The organism is Thiocapsa sp. C2-2m (genome assembly GCF_041903745.1).
Lineage (GTDB): Bacteria > Pseudomonadota > Gammaproteobacteria > Chromatiales > Chromatiaceae > Thiocapsa > Thiocapsa roseilacustris.
Genome location: NZ_JBBWVD010000036.1, coordinates 43,585 through 59,925 on the forward strand (window position 1 = coordinate 43,585; position 16,341 = coordinate 59,925).

Annotated in this window: 13 protein-coding genes; 9 read left to right on the plus strand and 4 right to left on the minus strand. The window is 63.0% G+C overall.

Going from position 1 to position 16,341, the window contains the following annotated elements:
* Positions 1-44: 44 nt before the first annotated feature.
* From fba to AADX97_RS23075, 3 genes are all read left to right on the plus strand, one after another.
* A complete protein-coding gene (fba, locus tag AADX97_RS23065; protein WP_374232995.1) occupies positions 45-1,109 on the plus strand; it encodes a class II fructose-bisphosphate aldolase in 1,065 nt (354 codons plus the stop codon).
* Between the two features lie 702 nt (positions 1,110-1,811).
* A complete protein-coding gene (locus tag AADX97_RS23070; RefSeq protein ID WP_374232993.1) occupies positions 1,812-2,207 on the plus strand; it encodes a CPCC family cysteine-rich protein in 396 nt (131 codons plus the stop codon).
* Between the two features lie 53 nt (positions 2,208-2,260).
* A complete protein-coding gene (locus AADX97_RS23075) occupies positions 2,261-2,866 on the plus strand; it encodes an arylesterase (RefSeq protein ID WP_374232992.1) in 606 nt (201 codons plus the stop codon).
* 29 nt (positions 2,867-2,895) lie between these two features.
* Here AADX97_RS23075 and pdxH read toward each other — a convergent pair whose 3' ends face one another.
* Positions 2,896-3,534, minus strand: a complete 639-nt coding sequence (pdxH, locus tag AADX97_RS23080; RefSeq protein ID WP_374232990.1) for a pyridoxamine 5'-phosphate oxidase — start codon at positions 3,532-3,534, stop codon at positions 2,896-2,898.
* Positions 3,535-3,734: 200 nt separating this feature from the next.
* Here pdxH and aceA point away from each other — a divergent pair, with 200 nt between their 5' ends.
* Both aceA and AADX97_RS23090 read left to right on the plus strand, forming a co-directional pair.
* Positions 3,735-5,039, plus strand: coding sequence for an isocitrate lyase (aceA, locus tag AADX97_RS23085; RefSeq protein WP_374232989.1), 1,305 nt, complete (start codon positions 3,735-3,737; stop codon positions 5,037-5,039).
* Positions 5,040-5,306: 267 nt separating this feature from the next.
* The gene (locus AADX97_RS23090) at positions 5,307-8,651 is read left to right on the plus strand and encodes an EAL domain-containing protein (protein WP_374232987.1); all 3,345 of its coding nucleotides are present in this window, start codon (positions 5,307-5,309) and stop codon (positions 8,649-8,651) included.
* Between the two features lie 9 nt (positions 8,652-8,660).
* On the opposite strand, the gene AADX97_RS23095 is transcribed toward AADX97_RS23090, so the two are convergent.
* The 3 genes from AADX97_RS23095 to AADX97_RS23105 all read right to left on the minus strand — a co-directional run bounded on the left by AADX97_RS23095 (position 8,661) and on the right by AADX97_RS23105 (position 11,894).
* Entirely contained in the window at positions 8,661-9,725 is a 1,065-nt protein-coding gene (locus AADX97_RS23095) for a DUF2333 family protein (protein WP_374232985.1), read from the minus strand.
* 235 nt (positions 9,726-9,960) lie between these two features.
* Positions 9,961-10,797, minus strand: a complete 837-nt coding sequence (locus tag AADX97_RS23100) for an OmpA family protein (protein ID WP_374232983.1) — start codon at positions 10,795-10,797, stop codon at positions 9,961-9,963.
* Positions 10,798-10,922: 125 nt separating this feature from the next.
* On the minus strand, positions 10,923-11,894 hold the full coding sequence (locus AADX97_RS23105; protein WP_374232981.1) for an SLAC1 anion channel family protein: 972 nt from the start codon (positions 11,892-11,894) through the stop codon (positions 10,923-10,925).
* 286 nt (positions 11,895-12,180) lie between these two features.
* Between AADX97_RS23105 and AADX97_RS23110 the strand changes: the two genes are divergently transcribed.
* The 4 genes from AADX97_RS23110 to AADX97_RS23125 all read left to right on the plus strand — a co-directional run bounded on the left by AADX97_RS23110 (position 12,181) and on the right by AADX97_RS23125 (position 16,213).
* Positions 12,181-12,372 (plus strand): DUF6858 family protein, encoded by a 192-nt coding sequence (locus AADX97_RS23110; protein ID WP_374232979.1) that lies wholly within the window; start codon positions 12,181-12,183, stop codon positions 12,370-12,372.
* A gap of 159 nt (positions 12,373-12,531) precedes the next feature.
* Positions 12,532-13,050 (plus strand): ribonuclease E activity regulator RraA, encoded by a 519-nt coding sequence (gene rraA, locus AADX97_RS23115; protein ID WP_374232976.1) that lies wholly within the window; start codon positions 12,532-12,534, stop codon positions 13,048-13,050.
* A gap of 54 nt (positions 13,051-13,104) precedes the next feature.
* A complete protein-coding gene (gene aceK / locus AADX97_RS23120) occupies positions 13,105-14,871 on the plus strand; it encodes a bifunctional isocitrate dehydrogenase kinase/phosphatase (RefSeq protein WP_374232974.1) in 1,767 nt (588 codons plus the stop codon).
* A 283-nt stretch (positions 14,872-15,154) separates the two neighbouring features.
* On the plus strand, positions 15,155-16,213 hold the full coding sequence (locus AADX97_RS23125; protein ID WP_374232972.1) for a thioredoxin family protein: 1,059 nt from the start codon (positions 15,155-15,157) through the stop codon (positions 16,211-16,213).
* The last annotated feature ends 128 nt before the right edge of the window (positions 16,214-16,341 follow it).

Consider the following 16,341-nt stretch of genomic DNA (forward strand, 5'->3'; position numbering starts at 1 on the left):
GCCTGCCCGTTTTTAGCTGTCAGTCCGATACGAGGAGAACCCACATGGCCCTGATTTCGCTGCGTCAATTGCTCGACCATGCCGCCGAGCACCAGTACGGCGTCCCCGCCTACAACGTCAACAATCTGGAGCAGATGCGCGCCATCATGGAGGCCGCCGACGAGACGGATTCCCCCGTGATCGTGCAGGCGTCCGCCGGTGCGCGCAAATATGCCGGCGCACCCTTCCTGCGCCACCTGATCCTAGCCGCCATCGAAGAATGGCCGCACATCCCGGTGTGCATGCATCAGGACCACGGCACCTCGGCGGCCGTCTGTCAGCGCTCCATCCAGCTCGGCTTCTCGTCCGTGATGATGGACGGCTCCCTCGGCGAAGACGGCAAGACCCCGACCTCCTATGAGTACAACGTTGACGTGACCCGTCGCGTCGTCGAGATGGCCCATGCCTGCGGCGTCTCGGTCGAAGGCGAGCTGGGTTGCTTGGGCTCGCTCGAGACCGGACAAGCCGGCGAGGAAGACGGCATCGGCGCCGAGGGCACGCTTGATCACAGCCAGCTCCTGACCGATCCGGAAGAGGCCGCCGACTTCGTCAAGAAGACCGGTGTGGACGCGCTCGCCATCGCCATCGGTACCTCGCACGGCGCCTACAAGTTCACCCGTCCGCCCACCGGCGACATCCTGGCCATCGAGCGCGTGCGCGAGATCCACAAGCGGATCCCCAACACCCATCTGGTGATGCACGGCTCCTCCTCCGTCCCGCAGGACTGGTTGGCTATCATCAACCAGTACGGCGGCGACATGGGCGAGACCTACGGCGTGCCGGTCGAGGAGATCGTCGAGGGCATCAAGAACGGCGTGCGTAAGGTCAACATCGACACCGACCTGCGCATGTCCTCCACCGGCGCCATCCGCAAGTTCCTGGCCGAAAACCCGAAGGAATTCGATCCGCGCAAGTACTTCATCGCCGCCACCAAGGCCATGAAGGGTATCTGCAAAGCCCGCTACGAGTCTTTCGGCACCGCCGGCAATGCCAGCAAGATCACGCCGATGTCCCTTGAGGCCATGACCGACCTCTATGCCAAGGGCGCGCTCGAGCCTAAGGTCAACTAAACCGCGTTTTCGTGTGACGTCTGCTGTTGTCGCTTGAGGCTTGATCTCGGGGCATCCATGAATGTCCAAGCTGACGCGGTTTAGGATGACAAACGCAACGGCTGATTGAAAATAGCGTTTGTCACTTCGGACAGGGCTTAGGTAGGCGCCAATCCGGGGGTATGGAAGAGCACAAGGGGCGCCTTCGGCGCCCCTTTTTTATTGTGCGCCGCGCAGTCGCGAGGCCAGCATTTAGTGGCTAGTGCAGCACGGCAGATGTGTCGACACCGTTCGTTGTCGTTGTCGTTGTCGTTGTCGTTGTCGTTGTCTTCATCGACCATCGATACGATTACGACAACGAGGCATTGATCATCGTTTCGGCCACATCGGCCCTAACTAGGTCGCCGACCGCGACCGCCCGGGTACGCCGGATTCATCCGGCACCCGGGGACGGGCGACTTCAGTCGCCCGAGCGCGCCAGCGCGGCGGACTGAAGTCCGCCTCCCCGGGAGCCGACTGAAGTCGGCGTACCCGGGGGTGCGGCCGAAATCTTGCGTCCGGTCGTGGAACCCAAGAGGCCTGGACGAAAGGATGACCAAGGCCGACAACGAACATCATCTTGGACGGTCTCGGAATCTCTGCACCGCTCCACTAGTAGCTGATAGCTGATAGCTGACGGCTGACGAGCAATCGCCCGGCCCCTCCACCCACACGGAGACCGCATTGACCACCAACACCAAATTCCCCTGCCCCTGCTGCGGCTACCGTGTCCATGATCGCGAACCCGGCTTTCATGAGGTGTGCCCGATCTGCGGCTGGGAGGACGATCTAACCCAATTGCGCTTCGCCCGGATGCCGGGCAGCAGCAACACTGTGAGCCTAGAAGAGGCTCAACAGAATTTCCGCGATTACGGCGCATCCGAGCGCCGCAGCATCGGCAACACGCGCACTCCGGTCGATGGCGAGACACTCGACGAGGGCTGGCGACCCATTGATCCGTCACGCGACAACATCGAGCAACCCATGAGGGGAACCTCATACGCCGACTCCTATCCCTGGCCGGACACCACGGTGCTCTATTACTGGCGCATGAGCTATTGGCGTCGGGTGGTGGGGTGATGAAGCGGCTACGGATCCCCTGCACTTACCCTAAAGCGGGACGCGTGACTGAGATGACCCATCGCGTCCTGATCCTGTTTTTGACGACTCTCCTGCTCGTCAGCTGCGGCCGTACGCCCGAGCTCCCACGGTTACCGAGCGACGCGGTCATCCTGGCCTTCGGCGACAGCCTCACGCGCGGTACCGGGGCCGGCAACGGCGAAGGTTTCGCGGAGGTCCTAGCGGTGCTGAGCGGCCGTGAGGTCGTGAATGCCGGCGTGCCGGGGGAGGAAAGCGACGCCGGTCTCGCTCGACTTCCGGAGGTGCTTGACGCCGTACAACCGGACCTGGTCATCCTCGGTCACGGGGGCAACGACATGCTGCGCCGACGCGACCTGGAGCAGACCAAGGCCAATGTTAGGCAGATGGTCATGCTTGCGCGTGGTCATGGTGCATCGGTCGTGTTGCTCGGCATTCCGAAGCCGGGGTTGTTTCTCGGTACCCATCCGCTCTATCGGGAGCTGGCGGACGAGATCGAGGTCCCGCTCGAGGAGAAGGTGCTGGCAGATGTCCTCGCCGACCGTGACTTGAAGGCCGATCAAATCCATCCGAACGCGGCCGGTTATCGGCAAGTCGCCGAGGCGGTTCACCTGCTCTTGATGGACGCCGGAGCGCTTTGAGTCTAGGCCGCTCGGCCCGCCGCCTCCGGCTAAGGCGCGAGTCTCTCGATCCCCCAGGATCCCTCGCCTTCGCGGGTGTAGAGGAAACGGTCGTGCAACCGACTCTCGCGCCCCTGCCAGAATTCGATCCGGCTCGGAACGATGCGATAGCCACCCCAGAAATCCGGCAACGGGATCTCGCCGTGCGCGAACCGCTGCTTCATCTCCGCGACCTTGGCCTCGAGCAGCGACCGCGAGGTGATCACCTGACTCTGCGGTGACGACCAGGCGCCGATCTGGCTGCCACGCGGCCGGGTGGCGAAGTAACGCAGCGATTCCGCGGTCGGGATGCGTTCGGCGCGTCCCGTGATCTGGACCTGCCGCGCCAGCGCAACCCAGGGAAAGAGTGCGGCGACATGCGGGTTGCGGTCGATTTGCCGGGCCTTGCGGCTTTCGAAGTTGGTGAAAAAAACGAACCCCTCGCGGTCGAAGAGCTTGAGCAACACGGTGCGGACGTAGGGCTGACCGCCCTCGTCCACCGTGCACAGGCTCATGGCGTTGGGCTCAGGCAGCGCCGTCTCGATCGCGGCGGTGTACCACTGCTCGAACAAGCGGATCGGATCCGGATCGAGACTGCCCCGCGAGAGGCCCTGCTCCATCGCGTCTATCCTGAAGGCGTCAGCGTTCATTGAAAATCATCAAAAACAATAAATAAAATTAGGATAATTGCCTCGCCAAATGGTCGAAGCCCCGGTAGTTTCCCGTTTCAAGACCGAGTAGGACGGTCAAACATCTGCGATCCTGAAGGGCCCACCACTGAAACCCGACAGGACGACCCTGTAAGGCAAGGTCGAGCAGATCGGTTTAAAGACTCAATGGGAGCACCACCATGACCCGCCAAGAACAGATCCAAGCCCTGAAGAAAGACTGGGCCGAAAACCCCCGTTGGACCGACGTGACCCGCGGCTACTCCGCCGAAGATGTGGTGCGTCTGCGCGGCTCGGTTCAGCCCGAGCAGACCTATGCCAAGCGCGGTGCCGAGAAGCTGTGGAAGCTGGTTCACGGTGAGGCGAAGAAGGGCTATGTCAACTGCATGGGCGCCCTCACGGGCGGTCAGGCGATGCAGCAGGCCAAGGCCGGGATCGAGGCGATCTATCTCTCCGGCTGGCAGGTCGCCGCGGACGGCAACACCTCCGAGACCATGTATCCGGATCAGTCACTCTACGCCTACGACTCTGTACCCACCATGGTGCGGCGCATCAACAACGCCTTCAAGCGCGCCGACGAGATCCAATGGTCCAAGGGAATCGAGTCGGGTGACGCGGGCTCTATCGACTACTTCCTGCCGATCGTGGCGGATGCCGAGGCCGGCTTCGGCGGCGTGCTCAACGCCTTCGAGCTGATGAAGAACATGATCGCCGCGGGCGCCTCCGGCGTACATTTCGAGGACCAGCTCGCCGCGGTCAAGAAGTGCGGTCACATGGGCGGGAAGGTCCTGGTGCCAACCCGCGAGGCGGTTCAGAAGCTGGTCGCCGCGCGGCTCGCCGCCGACGTCATGGGTGTTCCGACACTGCTCTTGGCCCGCACCGACGCCGAAGCGGCAAATCTGTTGACATCCGATGTCGACGACAACGACAGGCCGTTCGTCACCGGCGCACGCACCGACGACGGCTTTTATAGGGTCCGCAATGGTCTGGAGCAGGCGATCAGCCGCGGTCTGGCCTATGCACCTTACGCCGATCTGGTCTGGTGCGAGACCGGGACGCCGGATCTCGGCTTCGCTCGCGAATTCGCTCAAGCCGTTCTTTCGCAGAACCCCAACAAGCTGCTGGCCTACAACTGCTCGCCGTCCTTCAACTGGAAGAAGAACCTCGACGACGTCACCATCGCCAAGTTCCAGGACGAGCTCGCGGATATGGGCTACAAGTACCAGTTCATCACGCTGGCCGGCATCCATAGCATGTGGTTCAACATGTACGACCTCGCTTACGATTATGCCCGCGGGGAAGGCATGCGCCACTATGTTGAAAAGGTGCAGGCGCCCGAGTTCGCGGCACGCGAGAAGGGTTATACCTTCGTGTCGCATCAGCAGGAGGTCGGCGCCGGCTACTTCGACGACGTCACCACCACCATCCAAGGCGGTGCATCCTCGGTGACGGCCTTGTCGGGCTCGACCGAAGAGGCCCAGTTCTGAAAAACCTCTGAACGCGCTTCGCGCCGACGCGAAGCGCGGCCTTCCATCGGCCGGATCTCCGGCCGGCCGCGTCCGAGGAACCGGCGGTGCGTCAGCACTGCCGGTTTTTTATTGTGCCGGCGAACGCGCGGTCTCGGATGACTGTCGCCCTGCATAGCCCCGTGATAGAGTGAGCAGCAGAAACTATGACACTTTTCGTGTGCTCGCCTGCGAAGCTAGGGTCCATACTTCAACCTCTGCCGAATGATTCGCACAAAGGCGCAAAGATTGCCGATCGGACTGGTCGCGCTCGTTCCGGCACTTGCGCTGGTTCTGTACCTCGCCTATCAGCTTTCAATCGGGATCCCCGCACGCGCCAAAATCGAGCAGGAAGCGGTCGCGGAGCGGCTGCTGCAGCATGTCGCCTCCGCCATCCTGCAGGACCAATCGCGCAGCAATGCCTCGACCACGGCGCACCTTCTCGCCGCCTCGGGCGCACATCCGCACATCCTCGCCTTCGGCCGACTCGACGACGATCGCCCTGTTCCGGGCGCCGGCGCGGATCGCCCCGCAGATTCTTCCACGCCGCTTGCGATCGACGAGATACCCGCCGACATGACACATGCCGCCGCGGCGTCTCCCATGCAGTCGCGTTTCGCCGTTCAGCCCGAATCGGATCGTCTCATCGGTGTCATGAGCGTCGGCAGGGCGAGTGTCGACGGCGCGTCGCACGTCGATCCTGCCGCACTCGGGCAAGACCCCCTACTCTATCTGGTGATGGATCTGGCCGCGGCAGAGGATGCCGAGCGCCGCCGACTGCAGTCGTGGGCAGGCATTCTGCCTTGGGCCCTATCGGCCGTGCTCGCCCTCCTTGTGGTCCTGTCGGCGATCCGTTACGCAGGCATGAGGGCAGGGTCTCTGTCCGGCTCAGGGATGCTTGCGAGCGGAGCAAAACCCGAAGCGGGCGAAGAGGCGCATGCCGAGTCCCTGGGAACGCGCCTCGCCGATGTCGACCACATCCTCGACATCGCTGCCGTGGTCTTGGTCGGATTGGATCTCGAGGGTCGCGTCCGTCTCATCAACCGTAAAGGCTGCGAGGTCCTGGGACTCGACCGAGACCAGATCATCGGGCGTGATTGGGCGGCATCCTTCGTACCCGAGCGCGAGCGCGAGCAGGCCCGCCGGATTCTTGCGCGTGTGACCTTGGATGAGGACGAGCCCTTGATCGCGGTCGAGGGTACGGTCCTCTGCGCGGATGGCTCGGAGCGCCTGATCGAATGGAACAACAGCCGGATCCGCGACGGCGAAGGGCAGCTGATCGGCGGACTCGGCTCGGGCACCGACATCACCGAGCGCAAACAGGCGGAGCGAGCCCTCTCGTATCTGGTCACCCTCGAGACCGTCCTGGTCGAGACCTCGCGATCCTTGGTGGCGGCCCCTGCCGACGCCGTCGGCCCCTTGGTGGAGAACGCCCTGGGGACCGTTGCGCGGCGCATGGGCGCAGAACGGGCCTATGTCTTCGTGCTGAGCCGTGACGGCTCGAGCATGCGCAACACCCAGGAGTGGAGCGCGAGCGGTCTAGGGCTCGCCGGCGAGGGCGCGCCGCCGGTACCCACATCGCTGATCCCACGCTGGATGGAGACCTTGCAGCACGGCGACGATATCCGTATCGACGACGTCTCCAAGCTCCCCGTGACCTGGCGCGTCGACCGTGAGCAGCTCGAGCAGCTCGAGGTGCGATCGGTGGCCGCTGTCGCGATTCGGGTGGCCGGTCGCATGGGCGGATTCGTCGCCATGGAGATGTTGAGCGACACGCGCAGCTGGCGCGACTCGGAGATGCGTGCACTGGGGTTTCTCGGCGATCTGATCGGCGGTGCCTTCGAGCGGCGGCGCAACGAGCAGAAGCTGCTCGACAGCCGACGGCGGCTCGAGGAGATCGCCCTCTACGACCCTTTGACACGCCTGCCGAACCGGCGGCTCTTGGCCGAACGCATGGACGAGGCGGTTGTGCGGACCCGCGAGCAAGGTCTCTTGCTCGGGGTCTGCTATTTGGACCTCGACGGGTTCAAACCCATCAACGACACCCACGGGCACAAGATGGGCGACCGCGTGCTGGTCACGGTCGCCAGCCGATTGCGTGGCTGCGTGCGCGAGGACGACACCGTGGCCCGACTCGGCGGGGACGAGTTCGTTCTACTGATGAACCACATGGAGTCGCTGTCGGACTGCGCCGCGCTTCTGGAACGCGTGCTCGCGTCGCTCGCCCAACCCATCCTGATCGACGGTCACTCGCTCGCCGTGACCGGCAGCGCCGGTGTCACCCTCTTCCCGCAGGACGCAGGCGATGCGGATACCCTCCTGCGCCATGCCGATCACGCCATGTACCAGGCCAAGCAGCAGGGCCGCAATCGCTATCAGTTCTTCAAGGCGGTCAAGGATCAGCCCGATCAGGCACACAAGCTTGAGCTGGTACGCATCCGGGAGGCCATCGAAGGCGACGAGCTGAGGCTGCATGTCCAGCCGAGGGTCGATATGGGCTCGGGCCGGGTCGTGGGTGTCGAGGCACTCGTGCGTTGGGAGCATCCCGAGCGCGGACTCTTGCCTCCAGGCGAGTTCCTGCCCTTGATGGAGGGCGACGAGCTGCTCCACGACCTGGACTGGTGGGTGATGGATCGGGCGCTGCGATTACTGGAAGACTGGCAGAACGCCGGGCTGGATCTGACGATGAGCCTCAATCTCTCGGCCTGCTCGCTGCAGGACACCGGCTTCGTCGCCGCCTTGCAGGAGATGCTCTCGCAGCACCCGGGCGTCGACCCCATGCGCCTGTTGTTCGAGATCATCGAGTCCGAGGCCCTGCGCGACATCGAGACCATCGCCTCGGTCATCCGCGCATGCGCCGTCCTCGGCGTCCAGTTTGCGTTGGACGGGTTCGGCAACGGCTATTCATCCCTCACCGATTTTCGCTGTCTTCCGGCCCAAGTCGTCAAGATCGATCAGACCGTGGTCCGCGACATCCTGCGCTCGCGCGACGGCCGTAATCTGGTGAAGGGTGTCATCGGGATCGCCAACGCCTTCCAGCGCGAGGTAATTGCCGAGGGCGTCGAATCCGCTGCGCACGGACTGCTGTTGATGGATCTGGGCTGCACCCTAGCGCAGGGCTACGGTATCGCCGACCCGATGCCCCCGGAGCAGCTCGTGTCCTGGATCAAGGGCTTCCGCCCGCCGCAACTCTGGACCGATCGCCCCGACGTGGATTGGGCCACCGAGGATCTCTCGCTCTTGAGCCTGGAGGCGGTCCATCGCGACTGGGTCAATCGTCTCGTGCGCCACGTCTCGACGGCTACAGCAGCAAGACGACCCGAGATTCAACCCGAGCTGTGCGACTTCGGGCGTTGGTACCTGGGGTCCGGCCGAGCGCAATACGGCGGGATGCCGAGCTTCCGCTCGCTCGACGCCCTGCACCGCCAGGTTCACCGGCACGCCGGGCAGCTGCTTGAGCTCGATCGCCTCGATCGCGAGGGCATGAGCGATCCGATCGCGAGACTGCTGGAGGGGCGCGACGCGCTGATCACCGGCATCCGATCGCTCCAGGCCGAGGTCCTCGAGCACGTGCAGCAGGACGCGATCGTCTGAGCCGACGCACTAGCCTTGCTGCATGAGCATACGCAGATCCATGAGTGCGGCGTTCGCCTTCGCAATGTAGGAGGCCAACACCAGCGAGTGATTGGCCAAGATGCCGTAGCCATCGCCGTTCAACACAATCGGGCTGCCCATGGGCTTGGTCGCACCCTTGAGGTCCCGAATAATCTGCTGCAGCGAGACCTCCGCGCGTTTTGCCGCCAAGACACCCTCGAAGTCGCTCGCGATCGCCTGCATCAGATGAAAGAGCGCCCAACTGTATCCGCGAGCGCAGTAATAGACGTTGTCGACCTGATGCCACGGGGTCTGAATCGGGACCGGCTCCTCGTCCGGGAGCGCAACGTCGCCGCTGGCCCTTGGAATGCCGATAGTGGCCGCCAAGTCACTGTCCGGAACACTGGAGCTCAAACGCACGCCGAAATGACCTAGGCGTTTCTCGACCACCGCAAGATAGGCCGCCAGATTGTCGGCCCGGGCGAAGAACTGCGCGCTTGGTTGATCGGCCCCGCGCAGATCCGACAAGTACCGCTCGAGCGCCTCGATCCCAAGTCCATATTCATTCTCGGCCGAGGGCAGCACCCAGGATTTCGGGTCGATCGCGAAACGCAATTCGGCTTCCTTGACATCGGCATTTTCGACCGATTGACTCTGGGATCGGCTGAAATCATTCCGCAGCGCGCGCACGAAGTCACGCAGCGCCATCAGGTTTCCGCATTCCCAACTTTGGGTGTTGTCGAGAAAGACGCCGGGCGGCAAACGATCGTTGTAGAGAAACCCGCCGGGCTTCGTCAGGAGCGCATCGCCGATCCCGATCGCCATCGCAACCGTACGGATGCCCGGGATCACATCCCCGGCCGCCTCTCCGGGCTCGATCTCGACAGACGCTGCGCCATCCAAGGGTGCTGGATGGATCGACCAGTAGACACTCAGGGACACCATGACGAGGCCGACAAGACCAAGCAATCCTAAGGTCTTACGCCAAGGGATCCGGCTCGGCACAGGCCGGGGGTCGGTACTCGGCAAAAGCGTGCCGGACTGATGGACCAGGGTCGATCGTGGGTGTTTCATCTGCGTTCCCCAAGTAGATACGATATGTCATAACATTATCGAATTCTAATACTGATAACATTGAGGAATCGCAGGTACCCGCGGACAGCGTTGCGCTTCTCGGCGTCAACCCGGATCGGACAGCCGCCCCCTTCGTGCTGCATGCGAGGGCTTGATCCACCTTGACGATCGAGTCCAACCGAAGGCTCACCCGCCGAGTAATGCACACGACTGCCCTTCTCTTCCGGATCTTGATTCAACGCTCGATCAGATAAACCTCGACACGACGATTGCGCTGCCGCGCCTCGGCGGTCCGGCCCTCATCGATGGGGAGGGTCTCCCCCATCCCGACGATCTCGATACGTTCGGCGTCGACGCCCGCCGCAGCCAAGACATCCTTGACCGACCGGGCGCGTTCCTGCGAAAGCGCAAGGTTCTTGGTTACGCTGCCGGAGCGATCCGTATGACCCTCGACGCGCGCCATCAGACGGTCATGTCGCACGAGGACCTCGGCGATGGCTTCGAGCCCTTCGGAACGCTCCGACGCAAGCTCACTCCCGCCGACCGGGAAACGCAGCTCCGATTCGGTCAGTGTCACCAAATGGCCACGTTCGGTCGAACGCGCGCCGAGACGCGCAAGGTCATCCTTCAACCGGTTCGCGAAGGATGCAGCATCCACGGCAGCCGAGGCGCTTTCGGCCGCGGCCGTTGCACTGGTCTCGGCGAGTATCTCGGCCAGATGGTCCTTTTGCTCCGAAACGACGAGCGCGAAAGCCGCTTGCTGCTCCGCCATCGCGACCAGCTCCTGTTCAAGCCGCTGGATCTTGGCTTCGGCATCGGTCAGACGCCCATCCAGAGCACCCGGCTCGACTTCGGCATCCGGCCCGACGGACCTCGAGACAGGCGCGTCGGACCCCGCGAGCTCCAGCGTCGCACGGATCTCACTCGCGGGCGTTTCGCTCGCCGGCGGCTCGGGCGGCGGTGTCTGGGGCCCGCGCCAATAGGCCAACAGAAGCCCTGTCGCAAACGAGAGAACCAGAAAAACAAAGGCATAGGTCGGATTCGATTTCACCGCGGGGGCGACGTCGGACATGGTGGTTCCTTGAGTACGCAATCGGTTCGGAGGCTCGGCGACCGAGAAGGATCGGTCGACTCGGGGGGCATCGGGACATCGAGACGACGGATACGCAAAACCGTCGCCGCGCGCCCGCCCCGGCATCAATGACCGGGAACGCAGATCCCGTTGCGCCGTACCGCAATGGCGGTGCGCGCCAACAACAAGGCGACGATGCCGGTCAAGAGGGTTAGGAGACCGAGCCCGAGATAGCGATAGATATCCTGCCCGGTGCGCTCGAACATCAGGAGACTCGCGATGCCGATCGCCGCGAGCGGGAAGGAGTAGGCCCACCAGGAGAGGAAGAACCCGAGCTTCAGGAATCGGCTTGCCTGCGTGAACAGCAGCAAGGTCAGAAAGAGACCGATGAAATAGAGCACCCGCGCAAAGGCATCGAGCTCCCCGACAAGCCGTGAATAGGCAATAAACCCGACGGCGGGCGGCGCGATCAGGATGAAAAGCGTCGGCATCAAGCGCTCTTCGATCGGATGATGAAACAGCACCCGGTAAAAGATGATCGTCATCAGGATCAGCCAGAACAGCATTCCGGTACTGAAAAAGAACCAGGAAATATCCTGATACCCCAGGGGAACTCCGGCCACCGGAACCAAGACGTTCCCGACCGCCGGGATGAACCAGGCCGGATTCATATGATGTACCTGAAAGTGCTCATGATGGATCCAGACGCTCACGACATAGAGCGTAAAGACCAAATGAAGCGCCGCACCCGTCATCCAGAGCGCCCGACTCACGTCATCCATGACCGGCAGAAAGGCGATGGAGAGCAGGAGCAGGCTGATCGAGATGGTCGGAAAAAAATTGAGCTTCACGGGATGGCGAAGCTCTTGGATTACGGCCTGCCGGTAAATGGCCAGCTTGGCCGTATACAGCAGCATCAAGACAACGAAAAGCGTGCTCGTCACGCCGATAAGCCAAGGGGTGATGCCCAAATCGAGGGCGAGGACCGTCTGAGCCTTCTCCCAGCCGATAGTGAGGCCCGACAGGCCCATCACCATCGCAAAGAAAGAGATCGGGAAGTGTTCGAGCCGACCTGGCGACTGGATAGGAGTCTCCATGATGCTAAAGGCACTCTCGCTCAAAGAACCGACGGCATGGGTACGAACAGCAGAACAGCGAGCATCGTCGTGGTCGCGAGTACCGGCGCCCACAACCAATAAGGCGTCACCCCTGTTGCGGTGGCTGTCGAGCGCGTAACGATCCGAGACTGCTGGGTCATGGTCTAACTCCGATAGTGCGTCGAACAGTGTTTCCGAGCGCTTCTGTCTTCGCGACCCGAGCGCCCGAGGTCTGCTCGGGGAATGAGGTTGATCCGCAGTCTAGGCATCGCCCCGGTGCGACGCATTGATAAATCTCAGACCGGGCAGCTCGGGTTTATTCGGTATCGCGCTTTCATGCTGCCGCTCGATCGGTGTGGTCGAGAAGGCCGATCGGTTCGTCATCACCCTCCTTGAGTCCCCGATGCCGTTGGCAAACGCGGCGATGGAAGGCTGGGTCAAGGCGCTCGCGCAATCCCCCGAGAGCATCCCCGCTTAGAAAGACGGTCTCGAGTTCAACACCCGGCTTCGAGATCTGCCTGTGCCGGGGCGCGGCGCAACGCCGGCCCGGCATGTGGGGGCGTGCAATGCGGCGGAAAACCCACGTGCGCTCGGTATATACTCGGCGCTCCGCCGGCAGACCCGCCCACAACCGCCGATGCCCACCGAAATCCCGTCCGCGCCGCACACCTTCGACTTCAAAACGACCGACATCTCCGATCGATACGACGAGTATGTTCGCATCTGCGATCCGATCTTTCGGGATTTCGGCGGGCGGGGCCGCTTCTGCGGACCGGTCTCGACGGTCAAGTGCTTCGAAGACAACTCCCCGGTGAAATCGACCCTGGCCGAACCCGGCCAAGGTCGCGTCCTCGTGGTCGATGCCGGCGGCTCCATGCGCTGCGCGATGCTCGGAGACCTGATCGCGGCCGGCGCGGTGGAGCAAGGCTGGGCCGGGGTCATCCTCTACGGCTGCATCCGCGACAGTCGCGACATCGCAGCTATGCCGCTGGGGGTCAAGGCATTGGGGACTCATCCACGCAAGAGCCATCGGCGCGGCGAAGGCCAACGGGACATACCGGTCACCATCGCCGGCGTGCGCTTCGCCCCAGGTGATCAGGTCTACTGCGACGAAGACGGCATCCTGGTAGCCGACGGGCCGCTGGATCTCGGTTAGTCGGGTCAAAGCACAGCGGCGATCGATCCGGATAGGTACTTAGCGAGGAAAAACATGGCCTGGACCGAGGCAAAACAGATTGCCGAGGCAATCCTCGACGGATTCGGGCGTCACTACCGGCTGTTCCGCGAGATCACCGGCAAGGCGCGGGAACGCTTCGAGGCGGCGGATTGGCCTGGCGTACAAGCCGCCGCGCGCGCGCGGATCAGCTACTACGACGAGAGGGTCGGCGAGACGGTCGCCCTGCTGCGCCGCGAGTTTCATCTGCGCGACCCGACCGACATCCTGTGGCGCCGCGTCAAGATCGAGTACATGCGCCTGCTGCCGCTGCACCACCAGCCGGAGCTTGCCGAGACCTATTACAACTCAGTGTTCTGCAGGTTGTTCGATCGGCGCTACTACAACAACAGCTACATCTTCGTCTGGCCGATGATCTCGACCGAGCACCTCGAGGCCGAGATCCCGATCTTTCGACCCTACTACCCGGCACGCGACGGCTTCGCGCGGGTGATCGCCCGCATCCTCGGCGACATGGGTTTTCAGCGCCCCTTTCGAAATCGCCGGCACGACATCCGCTGTCTGATGCGCGCCGTGCGGGACCGCTTCCCGCGCCGTCGCGCACTGCATCAGAACTTCCAGCTCGCCGTCCTCTCCGAGCCCTTCTACCGCAACAAGGCCGCCTACATCATCGGCAAGGCCATCAACGGGGCGGACCAGATCCCGTTCGCAATCCCGATCCTCAACGACGAGGGACACGATGGCGCGCCCGGCGGGCTTTATGTCGACACCCTGCTCTCGGGGGAGGACGAGATCTCGGATGTCTTCAGCTTCTCGCGCGCCTACTTCATGGTCGACACCGAGGTCCCGGCCGCCGTCGTCGATTTCCTCCGCCCTCTGATGCCGCGCAAGGGCAAGGCCGAGCTCTACACCTCCATCGGTCTGCAGAAGTTCGGCAAGGCGGAATTCTATCGCGACTTCCTCAAGCACCTGAGGTATTCGGCCGACGATTTCGTCATCGCCCCGGGCATCCGCGGGATGGTGATGTGCGTCTTCACGCTTCCATCGTTCCCCTTCGTCTTCAAGGTCATCAAGGATCGTTTCCCGCCGCCGAAAGAGATGACCCGTGAGACCGTCATCGAGAAGTACCAGTTGGTCAAGCTGCATGACCGCGTCGGGCGGATGGCCGACTCCTGGGAGTACTCGCACGTCGCCTTTCCGCGTCACCGCTTCTCGGCGGCCCTTATCGAGATGTTGGAGAGCGACTGCGCAAAGAGCCTCGAGTCCGATGGTGATCAGCTCATCATCAAGCACCTCTATATCGAGCGGCGCATGTCGCCGCTGAATCTCTATCTGCACACCGCCGACGACGAGGACATCCGCCACGCGATCGGCGAATACGGCGACGCCATTAAGCAGCTCGCGGCGGCCAACATCTTCCCAGGCGATTTCCTCTTCAAGAACTTCGGCGTAACGCGTCAGGGTCGCGTCGTCTTCTACGACTACGACGAGCTCTGCTACCTGACCGAATGCCACTTTCGGGAGATTCCGCCCGCGCCCTACCCCGAGATGGAGATGGCCGAAGAGGTCTGGTACAGCGCCGGTCCGAACGATGTCTTTCCCGAGGAGTTCGAGACCTTTCTGCTGACCGACCCGCGCATCCGCAAGGTCTTCCGGGAGCTGCACAGCGAGTTGTTCGACCCGGCCTGGTGGCGGGCGCGCCAGGAGCACATCCGGGCGGGGCATCTCGAAGACGTCTTTCCCTACCCCGAAGAGCGGCGTTTCGGTAACCCCGACCGGGTCGCGCCCGATCGGAACAGTTAAGAGCGGTTCAAAAGTAAGTCAAACAACTCGACGAGAGAACACCTTTGCCGCGGTTGTCCTTGTCGTTGTCGTTGTCGTTGTCGTAATCGACAACGACAACGACAACGACAACGATTAGATTCGGTGCTCAACTGATTTCCGACACGTGACTCAGGAACCTCGGCAGTCGCCGAACATCTCAAGCTCAGGCGCCTCGGCGCCCGAGCCGCATCAAAATAAAAGGGGCACAGGTGAGCACACCCACGCTCCGCAGCCCCGTTGCACCGCAGAGGAGACTGGAACGATGAAGACGCCTTCGATCGGGATACATCGGCTGGCTTGGAGCCTGCTGCTGTTCGGCACACTCGCCGCGGCTGCAAGCGATGGACCCGCCGAGCTGGCCCCCGGGATGCAGAACCCCGGCTATCACGAGCAACCCGACTGGTTCAAGGCGTCCTTTTTGGATCTCCGCGAGGATGTCGCCGAGGCCACCGCACAGGACAAGCGCCTAGTCCTGTACTTTTTTCAGGACGGCTGCCCCTACTGCGCCAAGCTGTTGCAGGAGAACCTGGGCGATCAGTCGATTGCCCGTCTGATGCAGGCGAGCTTCGACGTCGTCGCCATCAATCTCTGGGGTGATCGGGAGGTGAACGGCCTGTCCGGCGAGTCCACCACGGAGAAACAACTCGGAGCCGACCTGAGGGTTCAGTTCACACCCACGATGCTGCTGCTCGACGAGGCCGGGCAGGTCGTTCTGCGAATCAACGGCTACTTCCCGCCCCATCGCTTCAAGGCCGCGCTCGCCTATGTCGCCGAGCGGCGCGAGCAGGTCGGCGAGTCATTCACCGACTACGCCGCCGGACTCGATTCAGCCGAGGCCAAGGGCACACTGCACACCAAAGGGGGCTTCCTGACCGCCCCGTTCCGTCTCGCCCGCAATCGCGATGCCTCCATGCGTCCTCTGGTGGTGATGTTCGAGCAGCCCACCTGCCGAGACTGCGATGAGCTGCACGAAGACATCCTCGAGCGCGAGCCGGTCGCCTACTCGCTGAGCGGCTTCGACGGGGCAATCCTGGATACCTATTCGCGCGACCCCGTCCAAACGGTCGACGGCCGCGAGATCCCGATCCGCGACTGGGCCGCGGAGCTGGGTATCAAGTACACACCCAGTCTGGTGTTCTTCGATGCAGCCGGACGCGAGGTCTTCCGCACCGAGGGTTACTTCAAGGCATTCCACATCCACGGCGCCTTGGACTACGTCGCCACAGGCGCCTACCTGTGGGAGCCGAGCTTCCAGCGCTACCTTGCGGCACGCCGCGAGGCATTGAGCGCACTCGGGGTCGAGGCCGATCTGATGGATTGACCTCGGTACGGCGGGTCGGTCACCCTTACCGGAAGAGCGCCCAATCCAAGGCGATTTCCGGGAAAGCATCGACCAACCTGTGGGCGACTGAAGTCGCCCCTACCTCCCGCGCCCTCCACCGCCCCCTC

Bases quoted from the DNA above. Each gene is read 5' to 3' on its own strand.
- fba (WP_374232995.1), top strand. From the start codon at position 45: ATGGCCCTGATTTCGCTGCGTCAATTGCTCGACCATGCCGCCGAGCAC.
- AADX97_RS23075 (WP_374232992.1), top strand. From the start codon at position 2,261: ATGACCCATCGCGTCCTGATCCTGTTTTTGACGACTCTCCTGCTCGTC.
- pdxH (WP_374232990.1), bottom strand. From the start codon at position 3,534: ATGAACGCTGACGCCTTCAGGATAGACGCGATGGAGCAGGGCCTCTCG.
- aceA (WP_374232989.1), top strand. From the start codon at position 3,735: ATGACCCGCCAAGAACAGATCCAAGCCCTGAAGAAAGACTGGGCCGAA.
- AADX97_RS23095 (WP_374232985.1), bottom strand. From the start codon at position 9,725: ATGAAACACCCACGATCGACCCTGGTCCATCAGTCCGGCACGCTTTTG.
- AADX97_RS23100 (WP_374232983.1), bottom strand. From the start codon at position 10,797: ATGTCCGACGTCGCCCCCGCGGTGAAATCGAATCCGACCTATGCCTTT.
- AADX97_RS23105 (WP_374232981.1), bottom strand. From the start codon at position 11,894: ATGGAGACTCCTATCCAGTCGCCAGGTCGGCTCGAACACTTCCCGATC.
- rraA (WP_374232976.1), top strand. From the start codon at position 12,532: ATGCCCACCGAAATCCCGTCCGCGCCGCACACCTTCGACTTCAAAACG.
- aceK (WP_374232974.1), top strand. From the start codon at position 13,105: ATGGCCTGGACCGAGGCAAAACAGATTGCCGAGGCAATCCTCGACGGA.
- AADX97_RS23125 (WP_374232972.1), top strand. From the start codon at position 15,155: ATGAAGACGCCTTCGATCGGGATACATCGGCTGGCTTGGAGCCTGCTG.